This is a genomic window from Rhodococcus sp. CH91 (assembly GCF_022554085.1).
Taxonomy (GTDB): Bacteria; Actinomycetota; Actinomycetes; order Mycobacteriales; family Mycobacteriaceae; genus Rhodococcus.
In genome coordinates this window covers 488,796-506,216 of sequence record NZ_JAKFYR010000001.1, presented here as the reverse complement: position 1 = coordinate 506,216, position 17,421 = coordinate 488,796, and the positions used below count along the sequence as shown (strand labels likewise).

At 66.4% G+C, this 17,421-nt stretch carries 14 protein-coding genes; all 14 read right to left on the bottom strand.

Annotated features, from left to right (window positions below):
* Positions 1–7 precede the first annotated feature (7 nt).
* A complete protein-coding gene (locus MOM01_RS02380; protein WP_308196954.1) occupies positions 8–1,636 on the bottom strand; it encodes an FAD-dependent oxidoreductase in 1,629 nt (542 codons plus the stop codon).
* Positions 1,621–3,114 carry an FAD-dependent oxidoreductase gene (locus MOM01_RS02375; protein ID WP_241383773.1) on the bottom strand — a complete coding sequence of 498 codons (1,494 nt, stop codon included), beginning with the start codon at positions 3,112–3,114 and terminating at the stop codon, positions 1,621–1,623. The genes MOM01_RS02380 and MOM01_RS02375 overlap by 16 nt, the downstream gene beginning before the upstream one ends.
* 44 nt (positions 3,115–3,158) lie before the next feature.
* On the bottom strand, positions 3,159–3,467 hold the full coding sequence (locus tag MOM01_RS02370; RefSeq protein ID WP_241383772.1) for a hypothetical protein: 309 nt from the start codon (positions 3,465–3,467) through the stop codon (positions 3,159–3,161).
* Between the two features lie 14 nt (positions 3,468–3,481).
* Positions 3,482–4,363, bottom strand: coding sequence for an alpha/beta fold hydrolase (locus MOM01_RS02365; RefSeq protein WP_241383771.1), 882 nt, complete (start codon positions 4,361–4,363; stop codon positions 3,482–3,484).
* A 28-nt stretch (positions 4,364–4,391) separates the two neighbouring features.
* Positions 4,392–6,110, bottom strand: coding sequence for a CocE/NonD family hydrolase (locus MOM01_RS02360; RefSeq protein ID WP_241383770.1), 1,719 nt, complete (start codon positions 6,108–6,110; stop codon positions 4,392–4,394).
* Between the two features lie 104 nt (positions 6,111–6,214).
* Positions 6,215–6,997 (bottom strand): SDR family NAD(P)-dependent oxidoreductase, encoded by a 783-nt coding sequence (locus tag MOM01_RS02355; protein WP_308196953.1) that lies wholly within the window; start codon positions 6,995–6,997, stop codon positions 6,215–6,217.
* Positions 6,994–8,073, bottom strand: coding sequence for a phosphotransferase family protein (locus MOM01_RS02350; protein WP_241383769.1), 1,080 nt, complete (start codon positions 8,071–8,073; stop codon positions 6,994–6,996). The genes MOM01_RS02355 and MOM01_RS02350 overlap by 4 nt, the downstream gene beginning before the upstream one ends.
* Positions 8,070–9,620: an FAD-dependent oxidoreductase gene (locus MOM01_RS02345; RefSeq protein WP_241383768.1), complete on the bottom strand. Its 1,551-nt coding sequence runs from the start codon at positions 9,618–9,620 to the stop codon at positions 8,070–8,072. The genes MOM01_RS02350 and MOM01_RS02345 overlap by 4 nt, the downstream gene beginning before the upstream one ends.
* Entirely contained in the window at positions 9,617–10,492 is an 876-nt protein-coding gene (locus MOM01_RS02340; RefSeq protein ID WP_241383767.1) for a VOC family protein, read from the bottom strand. Before MOM01_RS02340 ends, MOM01_RS02345 begins: the two co-directional genes overlap by 4 nt.
* Before the next feature lie 13 nt (positions 10,493–10,505).
* Complete coding sequence (locus tag MOM01_RS02335) at positions 10,506–11,729, bottom strand: amidohydrolase family protein (protein ID WP_241383766.1); 1,224 nt, start codon at positions 11,727–11,729, stop codon at positions 10,506–10,508.
* 16 nt (positions 11,730–11,745) lie between these two features.
* A complete protein-coding gene (gene hsaA, locus MOM01_RS02330; RefSeq protein WP_241383765.1) occupies positions 11,746–12,894 on the bottom strand; it encodes a 3-hydroxy-9,10-secoandrosta-1,3,5(10)-triene-9,17-dione monooxygenase oxygenase subunit in 1,149 nt (382 codons plus the stop codon).
* 223 nt (positions 12,895–13,117) lie between these two features.
* Positions 13,118–13,909 (bottom strand): FadR/GntR family transcriptional regulator, encoded by a 792-nt coding sequence (locus MOM01_RS02325; RefSeq protein WP_241383764.1) that lies wholly within the window; start codon positions 13,907–13,909, stop codon positions 13,118–13,120.
* Between the two features lie 37 nt (positions 13,910–13,946).
* Positions 13,947–16,217, bottom strand: coding sequence for a CaiB/BaiF CoA transferase family protein (locus MOM01_RS02320; protein WP_241383763.1), 2,271 nt, complete (start codon positions 16,215–16,217; stop codon positions 13,947–13,949).
* 15 nt (positions 16,218–16,232) lie between these two features.
* Positions 16,233–17,399: an amidohydrolase family protein gene (locus tag MOM01_RS02315; protein ID WP_241383762.1), complete on the bottom strand. Its 1,167-nt coding sequence runs from the start codon at positions 17,397–17,399 to the stop codon at positions 16,233–16,235.
* Positions 17,400–17,421: the final 22 nt, after the last annotated feature.

The window sequence follows — 17,421 nt, the reverse complement described above, 5'->3', positions numbered from 1 at the left end:
CACCGGCTCACACGGCTACGCGGCGTGCGGGAGCGGTAGCAGCGTGACGTCCGGCCAGGAAGCCGAAGGTCATCGCCATGGCGATGGGTGAACCACCCGACGGGTAGAGGTGACCGAAGATTCCCGCAGCCACCGTACCGGCCGCATACAGCCCGGGCAGCGGCGTGCCGTCCCGCCGAAGCACTTCACCGTGACGGGTGATGCGGGGCCCGCCCGTGGTACTCAACGTTCCCGGATATACGCGCAGCGCATAGTAGGGCGCCGTCTCGACGGGAGCCATCGCGCGGCGTCCGAACTTCGGGTCCTCGCCCCGCTTCGCGAAGTCGTTGTACTCCGCCACCGTCGTCGCCAGGTTCACAGCGTCGATGCCCAACCGCTGCGCGAGCCGGTCGAGGTCGGGTGAAGGATGCAGCCAGTCCGGATCCGGATCGCCGGGGGCCGCCGAGAGCACGGCCGTCTGCGAACGCGCGGTGGCATCGAAGATCAGCCATGCCGCACCGAGATTGGGCAATCCGGGGCCTCGGGTGTCGAAATTGCCGAAGACCTTCGGGAAGTCGTTGTAACGGGTGTGTTCGTTCAGGAACCGTTCGCCGCGGGCATCGACGATCAGCGAGGAAGCATGCGTACGTATCGGCAGTCCCGCTTGCGCCACCGGCGCATCGTGATCGGTCACCGTCGGGTCGTAGGCGACGGCGGTACCGAAATAGGACCGCATGTTCGCCACCGAGGCACCGGCCTCCAGCGCCATCTGCAGTCCGTCACCGGTATTCGTGGGGGCACTGACGGGCACGACGTCGTATCCGATGAAACCCCGGACCGAATCGGGATCCCACTCGAAGCCCCCGCTGGCCAGCACGACGGCCCGCCGGGCAGCGACCGTGCCACCGTCGGTGCGCACTCCGACCACTTCGTCGTCGGCGAGGACCAGACCGTCGACCGGACTCGACGTCCGGACGACCACTCCCCGGTCCACGAGACCACGGAGCAATCGCGCCACCAGCGCGACACCTTTGACCCGCACATCGTCGGTCGTGCGCCGGGCGATCGACCCGGCCAGTTCCCCGGGGTCCTGCGGCGCCCGTTCCTCTGCGTGAGTGGTCCTCTCCCCCAATATGTTCAACGTCGAACGGATGGGCAGAGCATCGGCGTGGTCGGGGAGTTCGTCCCGGACCGCGAACGGCAGTGCCTCGACGGCACGGCCGCCGGCGGTCCGGCCCGGCAGATCCTCGAGGTGGAGGTAGTAATCGGGGAATCCGGGGATCGCGGCCGTTTTCAGAGGAGTGCGCTCCTCCAGATAGGCCAGCATCTGCGGCGCGGTCTCCACGAAGACGTCGACCAGTGCGGGGTCGGGAACATCGTCGTCGCACAGTGCCCTGATGTATGCGAGGGCATCGGATCGTGAGTCGGTCCCGCCCAGTTCGCCGACATGACTGTTGGCCGGGATCCAGGCCGCACCCCCCGACAGCGCCGTCGTCCCGCCGAGGCGGTCGCTCTTCTCCAGCAGCAGCACCGACGCACCACCGTCGGCGGCCGTCACTGCAGCGACGAGACCGGCTGCGCCGCTTCCGACCACGACGACGTCGAACGTCTCCTGCCACGGATGCCGGGCGGCATCGTCGATCACCTGGTTGCGCACGAGCCGACCTCCACTGTCGTCGAATTCCCGGTGCGCGCGAGGGCCGCCGACGCCCCGGCACGCCGGCCGAAGAAGGTGCAATCGCCCAGTGAGGCACCACTCACGTAGCCGGTGGCGGGGATGCCGGACGCGATCCGGCCGGCTGCATAGAGGCCGGGCACCGGTAGACCCTCACGATCGAGGACCACCCCGTCCGGGTCGGTCCGGAGACCGCCCAGAGTGAAGGTACGAAATCGCCCGCGCGCATCGAGGGCCGCGAAGGGTGACCGGAGGGGTTCGAGCCATCGCCCGGATTTTCCGAACTGCTCGTCGCGACCGGCTTCGGCCGCCCGGTTGTAGGCCGCTACGGTCTCGACGAGAGCACTCACCGGCAGACCGGTTTCCTCCGCGAGTTCCTCGACCGTTTCGGCGACGACATGGGGCTGCACCGGGCCGCGGAATTCTTCTGCGGCGTCGAAGATCTTCTCGTCGAAGACGAGCCAGACCCGTCCGTCCCGGCGGAAGAGGCCGTGTTGTCCGACCCGGCCGAGATAGGCATCCTCGTTGATGAACCGCCGGCCCTCCGCATCGACGAGTATGCCCGGCTTGACCAGAGCGGGAGGGACCGAGAACGCGGCTTCGCCGGCATCCATGTGTACCGTCGCGGCTCCGACCGCCATCGCGGCGCGGAGCACCGATCCGTCGTTCTCCTCCACCCCGAGTTTGTCCGTGCCGACCAGGGCCGGAGCATGCTCGGAGAGCAGCCGGTCGTCGTGGATGAAGCCACCGGCTGCCAGTACCACCCCGCGACGCGCCGCCAGGTGCAGATCCTGCCCGAACCGGCGGGCGACCACTCCGACCACCGCCCCACGATCGTCGACGACCAGGCGCCGCACGCGCGTGTTGTTGCTCTGCTCGACGCCGAGTTCGGCTACGCGGCGGGCGAGCACCTGCATGAGCAGGAACCCACCGGCACTTCCATGGCGCGACGCCGTCGGTGCGGCCGGGCAGTGTCCGCGGGGCGCAGGCTTCACGAGGTCGGCGAAAGGCGCCGCGTCCTCTCCTCCCGAGAACATCAACCCGTCGTCGTTCCACGGCTCCGCGGTAGGAGCCGACCAGAAGGAGGGTGTGAACGGCACACCGCATTCGACCAGCCAGTCGTAGTGCGCCACACTGCCTTCGCAGTAGATCCGCACCTTCTCCTCGTCGGCGTGAGGACCACACGCCGCCATGAGGAAGCGGGCCATCTGTTCCGGCGAGTCCTCGAATCCGCATGCCTTCTGCAGTGCCGTTCCGCCTCCGAGGTAGATGAGGCCACCCGACATCGCCGAAGTGCCACCGGATTCGCCGGCGGCCTCGAGGGCGAGCACCTCGGCGCCGGTGGTGCGCGCCTCGATCGCTGCCGAGACGCCGGCGGCACCGCACCCGACGACGATCACGTCGACCTGCCGGTCCCACGCGGCGATCTCGGACTCCTTCAGGGCTGCGAAGTCGTTCACCGGACTCCTTGTCTACGGGTCGGTCGGTCTGGTCGGTCGGCGGATCAGTCGGAGGAGGGAAGAGGCTGCGGAGGGCGTTCCGGAAGAGCGCGGTCACCCAGACTCAGCGAACCCGGGCCCGCGGAAGTGCACACGACCTCGAGGCCGGTCTCCTCGTCCCAATAGCGTTTACCGATGATCGTGCCGTGGTCGTAGCCCGCAGCGGGCCCCGGGCGGGATTCGACCTCGCTGCCGGCGGCCAGCATCGCCGTTCCGCCGCAGCGCAGATCGATATCGGACTGCGGTCCCTTGACCACCACGATCGACGTCGCGCACACCGCGCTGATGTAGCGCTGACCCGAACGAACCTGCATCTCGTACCTCCGATTCACGCCACGGATGTGGCAACTGGGCGGGTCAGGAACTCCATGACCACGCGCTCGAACTGTTCACGCTTCTCCGTCATCGCCCAGTGGCCGCACCCCGAGAAGACGTGGAGCTCGACCTCGCGCATCTGACGCAGGGGAAGCCACGCCATCTCCAGCGGGGTGACCCGGTCGTCACGGCCCCAGGTGATCAAGGTCGGAGCTGCGATCTTGGGCACCTGGGCCCACAACGGGATCTCCTCTGTGGGGCGTTTGCTCTTGCCGCCGATGTGGGAGAAGAAGAGACGGAGCCACTCGACGGCGCCGGGTTCCATCGCGTTGCGCCACCGTTCCTCGATGAGCTCCTCGGTGATGAAAGCCTTGTCGCTGACCATCGTCTTCATCCACGCGACCAGTCGCTCGCGCGTGGGGTCCTGGGCGAACTCGACCAGACGAGCGAGCCCCTCGGGCGGGGAGGGCGCCGAGATCGCGGCACCGACGCCGCCCGGCCCCATCAGCACCAGCTTGTCGAGACGGTCCGGATGATCGAGTGCGAAGCGGGCCGCGACGCTGCCGCCCATCGAGTTGCCCAGCACATGCGCCTTCTCCACGCCCAGGTCGTCGAGAAGGGCGGCGATCGCGTCCGACGAGATCCGGTGATAGGGACGATCCATCTCCGGACGCGGGCTCCGGCCGAAACCGGGCTGGTCCGGGATGATCGTGCGGAAGTGCTGCGAGAACAGCGGGAGGTTGGCGCCGAAATTGCCCCATCCCGAGACACCGGGTCCGGAACCGTGCAGCATGACGAGGGTCTCACCCTCGCCGGCGATGTGGTAGCTCAGCGGAGTGACGCCGTCGAACGTGCGTCGTGTTCCTTCACGGGTCGTATCCACCGTGTGCAGCATCTGGTCTCCTATCGAGGTGACGAACGGGTCAGGGAGCGGTCGGATCCGCGGCGACCACCGGTAGCAGTACCGCCGACGCCGCCACACCCCCGGAACGGACGGTCTGGGTGCGCACCGCGCCGTCGATGCCCCCGACGATCGGGTGACGTGGCGACGAACTGCCTGCGATGTGCACGCGGATGCGGTGACCCGCCCGGAAACGTTGTGCGGTGGCTCCGAGGCCGATCCGTAAGGGGGCGTCCGCTGTCGCGGTGCCCGCAGGGACGTGCAGGTAGCCGTCGCAGACGTTGTAACTGCGACCGTCCGGATGGACGTCGCTGAGCGTGATCGAGTAGTCGGCCTCGACGGCACTGCCGTCCACCCACAGTTCGGCGTCGACCCAGCCGATGACGTCCAGATCCTCGGTGAGTTCGGGGCCGGTGAACACGACCACGTCGTCCCGTCGCTGCACGTCGGTCTGCTCGACCGGGCCGGCCGGGCAGACCGCTTCGGGGGTCATGTGCGCGCCGCCGAGCGTGGGCACGGGATTCTCCGGGTCGTGCCGCCAGCTGTCGGAGACCTCCACCGCGGGTACTTCCCAGGACAGGCTGCCGTCCTGCCGGGTGGCGGTGCCGTTCCCGGCCAGGTGCAGACGGCGTACCTGCGCCTCGGCCGGAGGCCACTGCGGATAGTCGCGCCAGGCGTTCTCCCCCATCATGAACAGCCGGACGCGTTCCGGATACGGCCACGCCGCGGGCTCACCGTCCAGAACGCTACGGAAGAAACGGATCTGGAGGTTGTCCATGTCGAACATTGCGCCGGTACCGAAGTAGAGGTCGCCGATCTTCAACTGGCCCAGGGTGCTGCCCCGCGGAACGCGGTGTGCCCACGGACCCATGAGCAGGAACTGCTGGTCGCGCACCGATTCGGGGGCGCGCGTGGTCATGCCCTCGAAATTGCGCAGGGTGCCCACGTGCGCCTGGTCGTACCACGAGCTGAGGTGCAGGACCGGCATGTCGACATCCGGATAGCACGACTCCACCGACAGAGAGGTCCAGATCTCGGAGGCGGGATCGTTCGCGGCGGCCCAGTCGAAGAAGAACGGGGCGATGTCGCCGAGGACCGTCTCGCGCAGCTTCTCGACGGGCGCGGTCCGCGCCCAGGGAGCCAGATCGTTGACGGCTTCCCGTGCCTCGCGTGCGGCGGAGGGACGCAACTCGCCGCGTTTGATCATCCGGTGCGCGATGCCACCACCGAGGGCGTTGAGCGAGACACCCAGCAGAGCGCCGAGTTCGAAGGCGCCGCCACGATAGCTGCGACCCTCGTAGTAATCGCTGCTGGCCTGGAACGGAGCGAGGGCCATCAGTCCTTCGGGTGAGCGTTTGGCAGCCTGCCACGCAGCGGCGGCCATGTACGAACTGCCGTACATGCCGACAGCTCCGTTGCACCAACTCTGTTCGCGCACCCACGCCACCGAGTCCTCGCCGTCCTGGGCTTCGGCGGTGAAAGGGTAGAAGTCGCCGTCGGAACGCCCTCGCCCGCGAACGTCCTGGACGACGACCGCGAAACCGGCGGAGGCCGCCTTGATCGGGTCGAGCACCACCCAGAGACCGGGGTCGAAATCCTTGCTGTACGGCGTGCGCTGGAGCAGTGTCGGGAAGGGGCCCTCGGCTGCGGGACGGTAGAGATCGGCCCTCAGGATCGTGCCGTCTCGCATCGGCACTTCGACGTTCCGCTGGACGATCAGATCCGAACTGTGCGTTCCCATACGAGCGAACCTAGAAGTCGCGGAGGGCGGCCGACAGAGTTCTGTGCCGGGGGATGAGACCGGATTCCGCCGTCACCACGGATCCCGGCACACCGCGCGACCCCTCAGACGTAGCCGCCGTCGAGACGCAGCACTGCCCCGGTGGCGAAGCTCGACGCGTCACTGGCGTAATACAGTGCCGCACCGACGATCTCCTCCGGGCGACCACCGCGCTGCAGGGCCATCGTCCGTTGTGCCCGCTCCTCGAATTCCTCCATGTCCCACGCCTCGGACACTTCGGTCAGGAACGGCCCGCACAGGATCGCGTTGACCCGGACGGACGGACCGAAGGCGTGGGCGAGACCCTCTGTCACAGCATTCAATCCGGCCTTCGCGGCCGCATAGGGCAGAGCATGTGGTCTCGGCTTGATCGACTGGGTCGAGGTGATGTTGACGATCGAACCACCTCGGCCTTCGGCCATCCGGGTGCCGGCCAGCACCGACAACCGGAAAGGACCCCGCAGATTGACGCCGATCACCTTGTCGAACAGGGCTTCCTCGACCTTGTCCAGACTCGGATACAACGGCGAGAGTCCCGCGTTGTTCACCAGCACGTCGAGTTGACCGAACCGCTCGTGCACCGTCTCCATCAGGCTGTCGCACTGCGACCAGTCACTCACGTTGCAGGCATACGCACCGGCGTCGACGCCGTAGCTCTCGCGCAGCTCCGCCGCGACCTCCTCGCACGCGGCCGACTTGCGACTGGCGACGATCACGTTCGCGCCACGTGCCGCGAAGGCATGGGCCATCTGCAGACCGAGGCCGCGCGTACCTCCCGTGATCAACACCGCCTTGCCGCGGACGTCGAACAGCGGGTCGGTGGGGACGTGCTGGGGAATGGTGGTCACGAGACGATTCTTTCTGCGCGGTGGAACAGGGCTTGGCTCATCCGATGCAACCGCGCGCCGACGGCGGGGTCGGCCAGTCCCGCGCACGAACGCGCGTGGGTTCCTTCGAGGATGACGCCGATCTTGAAACAGGCGAGCACGATGTACCAATCCACGGCGCTCACATCGAGTTCGCTGGTGGCGGCGTACCTTTCCACCAGCTCATCGGCCCGGGGAAGCCCGTCAGTGAGGTAGATGGGCCCGGCGGTTCCGATCGGTTCGCCGGCAGACGGCCAGGTCGCCAGGAACCGGCCGAGGTCGAGAAGTGGATCACCGATGGTGGCCATCTCCCAGTCGACCACCGCGAGGACGCGGGCATCGCGCTCCGAGAAGATCAGATTGGCGAGATGATAATCGCCGTGCATGATGCCGGGCCGGAAGGTGGCCGGCCGCCGAGCTCGTAGCCATTCCACGATGCGCTCGAGACCCGGAAGTTCCACACCCTCGTAACCATCCAGGGCGCCGAACGATTCGAGCTCCCGCAACCATCGAGGAACCTGACGTTCCAGGAAGCCGTCGGGCTTCCCGAATTCTCCGAGACCGACGCTGCGGTAGTCCAGGTTTCCCATCGTGGCGAGGACATCCATCGCATGGAACGCGATATCACGCCTCAGATTCCGATCGTCGACGAATCGGGCTGGGAGGGTGACGGCGGGGTTGAATCCGTCGACCATCTCCATGACGTAGAAGACCCACCCCGTGACACTCTCGTCGGTGCATGCCGCGACGAGACCGGCGTGCGGGACGGTACTCCCGGCAAGTGCGCCGAGAATCTCGACCTCTCGACGGAGCACCGCGTTGCTGCTCGCGCGCAGATGCAGGGGCGGGCGACGAAGCACCAGGTCACGACCTGCATGCGTGTACCGGATGAGGATGTTCTGCGTGCCCCCGGCGAGCACCTCGACGGGACTGCCCGGGTCGGGTCCGATTTCCCGGCCGCGGAGCCACTGCGCGAGCCGATCCCAGTCCGCGAGCCGGGGATCCGGATCGCCGGTCGCGGTCGCCACCGCGCCGGACGGCAGTCCGGACCCACTCACGTCGCAGCCCTGTCCACCATGTGCCTCGCGGCGAGGTACCCGAAGACCATCGACGACCCGATCGGGGCACCGGGACCGGGATAGCAGGATCCCGTCCACGAGGCCATGATGTTCCCGGCCGCGTACAACCCGGGGATCGGCGTACCGGACTCGTCGAGAACCCGGGCATGCGGATCGGCGCGAAGACCACCCTTCGTACCGAGATCACTGAGGATCATGGGCAGGGCGTAGAAGGGACCCGTCTTCAGCGGCGCGAGCGCCGGATTCGGGTCCACCTCCGGATCGCCGAAGAACAGGTCGAACGCGTTGCCACCTCGACCGAAGTCCTCGTCCACGCCGGTCTCGGCGAATCCGTTGAACCGCTCCACCGTCTCCACCAGATTGTCCCCCGGAATGCCCAGGGCCGCAGCGAGCTTCTCCAGGTCGTCGCCGCAATACGCGAACCCGCCGGCGAGCCACTCCTCCGGAACAGGGGCACGCGGCGGCTCACCGTTGAGCCCGTAGCGATCGACGTACGCCTGATCGACGATGAACCAGGCCGGCAGGGTCAGGGTGCCGTTCAGTACCCCGGTGCGGAATGCCCGGCCGATGCGGTCGTAGGGAAGCGATTCGTTGCAGAAGCGGCGACCGTCCTGATCGACGACGATCGAACCGGGGTGACCCCGCTCGCGCACCCGGAAGGACGGGCCGAGCGGAGTCCGGAAGGCCGGAGTCCACCAGGCTTCGTGCAGCAGGTCGGCACCGGCACCGATGCGGCGGGCCTCCGCCAGCACCTCACCGGTACTTCCGGGAGCGCCCATCTGCCAACCGGATTCGACGGGATGGCCCTCCCGCTTCCGCAGCTCGATGTCGTGGTCGAATCCGCCGGCGGCCAGCAGGACACCGGCGCGGGCACGGACGCGCACGTCACCCTCCGGCCCCCCGAGCCGGGCGCCGACGACGGCACCGTCCCGGGTTTCGAGTTCGACCAGAGGCGACTCGAGTTCGATCCGCACACCCGCACGCACACAGGCCTGGATGAGACGTCCCAGCAGCGCGCGTCCCCCTTCCACCCGGCTACCCGTGTCGTGGCCGCCGCGGATCAACGGCAGTTCCGGCCGGATCAGGTGGATCAGGTCGCCCAGCGCCCAGGCGGGCAGCGGCTTCGGGAAGATGGCGCGGCCCTGGGGCTTGTAACCGGGTGCGTCCGGGTAGTAGTCGGGGAATGCGCGCCAGTAGAAATCGAGGGAATGGTCCTGGAGCAGGAAATCGATCATCTCCGGCGCGGCATCGAGATATGCCGTACGCAGATCGGCGAATCCGGTGTCGTCCGTCGTCGCGGCGACATAGTCACCGACCTCCTCCCGGGAATCGGGGAAGGCAGCGGCGGAGATCTTGTTCAGCGGCAACCACAGTCCGGCTCCGGCGTAGGCGGCTGTACCTCCCAGATACTCGGTCTTCTCCGCGAGGATCACGTCGAGACCGAGAGTGGCGGCGGTGAGAGCGCCTGTCAGGGCGCCTGCACCGCCGCCGACCACGAGGACATCGCACTCGAGCGACGACGTCATGCACTCACCTTTCTGTGCCCCCAGTAACTGGTGGCCGTGGTTTCGTAGGTCGGTGTCCCGGGCTCGATCAGGCGTCCTTCGCATCCCACCTCGATGGTGAAACCGTCGGGCGTCGTCGAATAGAACGAGACCATCCCGTCGTTGCTGTGCCGGCCCAGCGAAAGGCGTTGCGGGATACCCGAGTCGAGCGCACGATCGTAGACACGGCCGACATCGTCGATCGAACCGACCTCCACCATGAAGTGGATCAGCTGAGCGGGCCCGGGCCGCTTCATCAACGCCACGGTGTGGTGGCGACGGTTGCAGCCGAGGAACGTGATCCGTTCGTCGCCCCGCGTGCCGTCCGGCCCCATCGCACGCATGGTGTTGCGATCGACGAAACCGAGAACGTCGCGGTAGAAGGTCAGTGCGTCGCCGGCTTCGGGACCACCGAAGACGACGTGACCCATTCCGAGATCACCGGTCACGAACTCGCGAACATGCCGGATTTCTAGCGGGTCGTGCACCAGCGACGGGCCGCTGTACAACTCGAGCGGCATCCCGAACGGGTCGTTCAGCAGCCGCATGTCCCGCACCCGACGGGCGTCGCATTCCGCGGAAGTTGCGCTCCGGATGTCGAATCCGCGTGCCGTCAGGTCGTCGGCGAGAGAGTCGAGCACGCCGCGGTTCTCCACTTCGAAACCGATGCCCGCGACACCGCTCGCGTCCCCGGGAACGATCTCGAGGCGAGCGGCGTGCTCGTCCATCCGGAATGCGACCCCGCCCTGGGGAGACCGCTGAGCGGTCATCCCCAGGACGTCGGTCCCGAAGCGAGTCCACGCGTCGACGTCGACCGAGGTCAGACGGAGATAGCCGAGCGAGTGGATCGTCATCGATATTTCCTTGTCACCGAGCGAGGGTCTGCATGGCGTCCTGGAACCACTCGCAGTCGGTCGGGTAGTCCTCGCGGGCCAGCGGAACCTTCAACTCTTCGACGCTCGGGCCGACCTGCTCGGCGATCTTGTCGAGTGCGGCGAGATCGAAGCCGTACAAGTTGGCGCAGGTCTCGCCGAGCAGACGGCGGGCGTCAGCCTCCTCGACGTCGGCCAGCGCGACCCGCAGATGCTCCCGGGTGTAGGGTGCGGTGCCTTCACGGTGCGGATAGTCGCTGCCCCACATCACGTTTCCGGGTCCGAGGCCGAGGGCCGGCTGGACCTCGCCGGGGCGGATGACGCTCGCGCCGACGAAGCAGTTGCGGGCGAAGTACTCACTCGGACGCAGCGACAGCTTGTCGAACGCCTGCTTGACGAACATCTCGAGCCACGGCCGGTCCGAGACGGCAGCGAACTGCACTTCGAGCTTGTGCAGCGTCTCGAGGACCCACTTGACGCCCTGCTCGGTCATCGAGAACTTCAGGTTCGGGAACTTCTCGAAGACGCCGCCGATGAGCATGTGCGAGAGGGTGCGGTTGGTGAACAGACCGAACTCGTAGAGCATCACGGCCGAGGTTGCCGGATCGTCCGGGTACTCGGGCTCACCCGAACCGGAGTGTGTACCGATGACCAGACCGGTCTCTTCGACGGCGCGCCAGACCGGATCGTAGTGGTCGGTGTAGTGCGGCAGGACCGTCGGATGGTTGGGCGGGCTCGCCGGGATGACCACGCCGCCGATGACGCCGGTCTCCGCGGCCCAGTGGATCTCCTTGACCGCGTCCTCGACCTTATGGGGGAACACCTGGATCATGCCGCGTCGCTGGACCGGCAGCTCGTTGCAGAAGTCGACGAGCCAGCGGTTGTGTGCCTGGATGCCGGCCCAGCGGCGGTCGTACTGCTCCTGGGTGGTCGGCAGCGGCACGACGTTGACGATCGACGGGAAAAAGGGCGGGATGGTGTTCGGGAAGATCACCTCACCGACCACGCCGTCCTCTTCCATCTGCTTGCGACGGAGTTCGCTGTCCCAGTTGCGGGCGGCCGTGTCGTTGACCAGGTCGTCCCAGGGGCTCGAGTACGCCTTGGCCCACTCGTCGAACTCTTCGTGCCAGCTCGAGGCGAGGTACTGCTTGTATTCCCACAGATCTGCGCCGGCATGGGTGTCGGCCGAAACGATGGTGTAGTTCTTCTTAGCGCTCATGACTTGTCCTTTTCACTCAGACGATCGATTCGCTCGGGCCCAGCCCCATGGCGTTGTGCGCCCAGCTGTGCAGGGTTCGTTCGTTCGTATTGATGGTGTGGTGCTTGGCCGTGTGCGCGTCCCGCCAGAAACGGGCCATCGGGTTGTCTTCGCGGATCACCGCGGCACCCTGGCGGTCGTAGATGTCGTCGATGGCCGCAACACACCGGACGGTGCCGAGCACTTGATCCCGGCGTGCCGTGGAACGCTGGTCGGTTGTCGGGGTTCCACCCGCCATCAACGTGTCGTAGATGTCACCGATGTTGCCGAGCAGCTGCCTCCGGCACGCATCGACGATGCTGGCGGCTCCACCGAGAGCGGCCACCGAGTACGGGTCGGCGTCGAGCATCTTGCCGTGCGCCCGGCTGACGCGGGTGCCTTGGTACTCGAGCGCGAGGTCGATGAGGCCCTTCGCCATACCGACGACGGGGCTGGTGATTGCGCTGGGAAACAGCGTCGTGAACGGCATGCCGAACAGCGGTGAGATGTTGAGTGCGCGCCCCGGTGCGTCGTTCGTGTAGACCTGTGTCTTCGTCAGCGCCCGGTAATCCGGGACGAAGGCACCGTCGATGACGATGTCGTTGCTGCCGGTGCCGCGCAGACCCACTGTGTGCCAAACGTCCTCGAGGACGTAGTCGGTACGCGGCACGACCACGTTGTAGGTGGTCGGCGGGCCGTCCTCGTGCATCTCGAGAGCTCCGAGGATGGCCCACTGGCAATGGTCGCTACCCGAGGAGAAGCTCCATCGACCTGTGAGCTCGAATCCGCCGGTCACTCGCGTCAATTTGCCGCCGGGCATGTAGGACGAACTGGTCCAGGTGTCCTGGTTCTCTCCCCAGATCTCCTGCTGGAGCTTTTCGTCGTAAAGCCCGAGCTGCCAGTTGTGTACACCGACGACGCCGGTCACCCATGCGGTGGAACCGCAACGCTCGGCGATCGCAAGGACTGCCTCGTAGAACGCTACCGGGCTTGCTTCGTATCCACCGAATGCCTTGGGCTGCAGCAGTCGCATCACACCACTGTTCGCGATCTCCTTGACCGTGGCGTCCGGGAGGCGACGCTCGGCATCGGCCTGAGCGGTACGTTCGCCGATACCGGGAAGCATGTCCTCTACGGCCTCCAACACGGTGGTTACCGCAGCCTCGTGACCGACTCCTGAATCTGGATGCGGGTCGCCTCTCCTTGGCATCTTTCCTCCTCTGTTCCGGGCTGCGCGATATCTGGACAGTAAGCGCATGCGCGGGGGTTGCAGGAGGGGAAGGTGCCACTGGATGAGATCCGGTTCACACGGACCGGAGAATCGGAACGAGGATACGAAAACTACTACGGTGCACCGGGAACGAACGCAATCACACCCACTCGATGACCGAATCGAGTGCCATCGCGTAGTGCGTTTCGACGTACTCGGCGAGATCGGCCATGTGTCGGATCATGAGCTGCTCGGCGAGGGGTCCGTCACCTGCCGCTACGGCCTCTGCGATGGCCCGGTGTTCGGCGTGGATCTCGGGCCGGTCCGCCGGCTCCGTACTGGGACCTTCGGCGCGAATGAACTCCCGGTAGATCTGGCCGACTGCGCGCGCGAAGAGACTGAGCACCGGATTGGCGACCGAGTAGCACGCGATCAGGTCGTGGAAACTACGCGCTTGTGCACGGAAGTCGGCTCCGGGAGCGGGATCTCGTGCGGTGACATCCAGAAGTTCCTGACGGGCTTCCGGGGACCCTCCGGTCGCCAGTTCTCGCACCAGGATCGGCTCGAGGGCCTGTCGTGCTCCGATGATGTGCCGGTAGGTGACGCCCATGATCTGGCAGTACAGGCGGATCACCGAACTGAACTCGGCGCCGTCGCGGTCGTTGACGACCGGCCCCCCGTTGGGACCCGGCCTCACTTTGATCAGGCCGATCGACTCGAGCATGCGCAGAGCCTCCCGGACGGAGGCGTAGCCGACCCCGTAGTGCTCGGCCATGGAAGCCACCGCGGGAAGCCGGTCGCCCGCGCCGAGACCCGATTCCACGATGTCGGCCACCACCTGACGCGCGGTGTACTCCGACATCTTCTGCGGACGCCGCAGCGGTGCGGCAGGACCCGACTCGCCACGAACCGGCTTCCCCACAGTGCGCTTCTTCGCCTCTTCAGCAGGCATCTCTCTCCTCTGATCGCTCGAGCGACCAGGGCGAGGTTCAGGCCTGCAAGGAGTCGAGAACCTCTGCGGTGTGCTGTCCGAGGGTCGGTCCGGGACCGGTCTTCCGACCCGGCGTCTCGGACAATCTCACGGTCAAGCCCACTTCCCTGATGTAGCCCCAGTCTGCGTGCTCTAGGTGTTCGAAAACGTGACCCGACGCCACTGCCCATTCCTGCCAGAAGAACTCCGGCATGAAGGGCGTGTCCCGGGCCACCTCGTTGGCGATCCTATGCGAGTCGAGCCATGCCGTTGCGGAGGTCGTGTCGAGAGTGGACAGATATGTCTCCAAGGAGACGCCCAGAGCCTCCACACACCGCAGACCACCCAGATCGACGCCGGCGGACTCCAGTCCCTCCCTCAGGCGGTCCTGCGCGCGCTCCCCTACCGCCGCGACGCAGACCCACCCATCGGTGGTCTCGAACAGGCGGTAGGTCGGCGACAATCCCAGTTGGCGCGCGTCGAGCCTGGCGGTGTCCAGTGGCTTGTGATCACCGTCGGTCATGTGCTCACTCACCGCGAACAAGCTGGCGTGCAACTGCGGAGCCAGAACGAACTGTCCCTCCCCGGTGCGGGCCCGATGCTCGAGTGCCATCAGGATGCCGGTGGCACCCAGGAAACCGCCGTAGTAGTCCTCGCTCGCCCGGGCGCGGCGCACGGGCTTGTTGCCCGTGCCCGAGGCGACGTACATGAGTCCGGTCAGCGCCGAGAGCAGCGGTGCGAAGCTCTTCTCCATCGCCCACGGACCGTCTGCGCCCCAGCCCGGCTGGTAGCAGTAGATGAGATCGGGCTTGAGCCGACGCAGCGTCTCGTAGTCCACGCCCAGCTTCTCGGCCTTACCTGGCCGCTGATTGTGAACGACCACATCGGCGGTCTGCAGCAGGCGCAGGAAGTGACCCTTGCCCTCCTCCGTCGTGAGGTCGAGCACGATGGCTCGCTTGCCGCGCTGACACGCCTCGAACGGATCGGGCAGCGAGCGCATCGTGTCGCCGATCGGCGGTTCGATCTTGATCACGTCCGCGCCGAGATCCGACAGATATTTCGCTCCGTAGGCCGCCGCCATGAACTGACTCAGGTCGAGAACACGGAGTCCCGACAACGGATGGTCCAGGTTCTGCCCCGGCTCCTCGGTCTTCGGCTCGCGAGCGAGCAATTCGGCCAGCTTCTCCTGGTCCCGGCCGACGGCAGGAGCCGGAGCAGGAAGGTCGGGCACGGCGGTGGAGAACTTGATGACCGGCGCGACCTGCCGCAGCGTCCCGTACTCGTCGTCGGGCATGTCCATCACCAGGCCGGCGTGCCGCACCTGCTCGTGCTCGAGAATCTCCCCGGGGCGCAGCACGGGCACGACAGCCACGTCGCGCGCACGAAGGAGCTCGAGCCATTCGTCGCGAGGACGGGTCTTCCAGATCTTCGGCACCTCCTGGCGGGCGATGCGGAATTCCTCCTCGTCGAGCGGTACCGCCATCTCGACCTTGCCGGTCACCGTGCGGAAATGCTCCCCCACCCCGAGCACGTCCATGGCGGCCTTGAACGCCCCGTTTCCGCCGGTGTGGATCATCAGGTACTCGCCGTCACCGCATTCGAACAGGTCGATGAGCACGCGACGGTGACCGAAATGGCCCTTCTCCTCGGTGTCGAGGTAGGACTCGTCCTTCGAGGTGAACCACCAGTTCATCGGAGCCTGGCCGAGCACACCGTCGAGGATCGAGACATCCACGCGCTGCCCGCGCCCGGTGATACGGCGGGCACGCAGACCGGCGAGGATGCCGATGGCGCCGAGGAAGCCCGTCGTGTATCCGATGCTGGGATGCCCCAGGAAGATCGGCCCCTTCCGGTGTCCCGGTTGCTCGGCCATGAAGCCCATCCGGGCGGCGACCAGCGCCTCGTAACCGGGCCGGTCCTGCCAGGGGCCGGACCGGCCGTACCCCGTGGAGGACAGGTGCAGTAGTCGCGGGTTGAGGACGCGGAGATCGTCGTAGTCGAGTCCGAGTTCCTTGCTCCGCGTCACGCCGTACGACTCGATGAAGACGTCCGCGCGGCGGAGAAGCTGGCGCAAGGTTTCGGCGTCGGCAGGGTTTTCGGGATCGAGCACGATGCTCCACTTGCCGCGATCCCACATCTTGCGTTCCGGAGCGGCGGCGTCGGTGCCACCGCCCGGCCGCTCGACCTTCACGACATGCGCGCCATAGTCAGCCAACAGCAGCGAGGTGATGGAGGACGGCATCCCCCATGAGGCATCGATGACGAGCAGTCCGTCGAGCGGCCCGGGCATGTGAGTACTCCCCTCTTACTTCGAAACCAAGGTCGGGATATGCGCTTCTCGCGCCCAATCCGGGATCTCCGGGACCTTCCAGTCGAACATCTTCTCCGCGTTCTTGTAGAGGATCATCTCCGCCTCGTCGTCCGGGATGTCGGCGAAGAGTTCCTCGACCTTCGGCTGGGTCTCGTCCCAGATGCAGTTGGCGTGCGGGTAGTCGCACTCCCAGAAGATCTTGTCCAGACCGATCTCGTGGCGGTTGGCCAGGCCGTACGGCTCGTCGATCATGCAGAACCACATGTTGCGCTTGCAGATCTGCGAGGGCGTGAGGCTCTGATCGAGGTCACCCCAGTACTTGTGCAGGCCGTACTGACGGTCGGCGCGCTCGAGAGTGACGGGCACCCAGCCGATTCCACCCTCGGAGTACACGAGCTTGATCTTCGGGTACTTGCGGGCCACCGGCCCGTACATCATGCCGACGGCGTGGGTGATGGTCTGCGTCATGCTCAGTGCGATCTCGAGCGCAGCAGACGACTCCGGCGGCCGGTACGCCTTCCAGCCACTGGATGCGATGTGCATGCAGACCGGAATTCCCTCGGACTCGCAGATTTCCCAGATCGGGTTCCAGTAGTCCGAGTAGTAGGACGGCAGACCGAGATTGCTGGTCTCCTCCGGGATGGTGATCGCCCGGAAGCCGCGTTCGAGATTGCGCTTGATCTCCGCGACCGCCGCTTCGATGTCCCAGAGCTGGATGATCGCCATCGGCACGTACATCTCGGGTGCGACGAGATGCCAGTCGTACATGAAGTCGTTCCAGGCCTTCACGCAGTAATCTGCGAGTTCCTTGTCCTGGAAGTTGATGAACAGAGCACCGCCGAAGCGCGGAAGGGTCGGGAAGCTCAGGCTCGACATGATGCCGGCCCGCTCGAAGTCCGTCTTACGAGCAGCCGCGTCGTAGCAACCCGGGATCATGTCCTCGAATCGCATGGGCTCCCTGCCCCACTCCTCCTGCGGCTTGCCGGCGACGGCGTTGAGGCCCAGGTAGGTGTGGCGGGTGTCCTCGTACATCCAGAACTCTGCACCGTTCTCGTCCTCGAGAACGCGTGGGGCGCGGTCCTTGAACCGCGCGGGAACCCGCGAAGTCCAGGTGTCGCGCGGTTCGACGATATGATCGTCGACGCTGAAGAGTTTGCGCATTGGCCTTCCTTCTTCCTTGGTT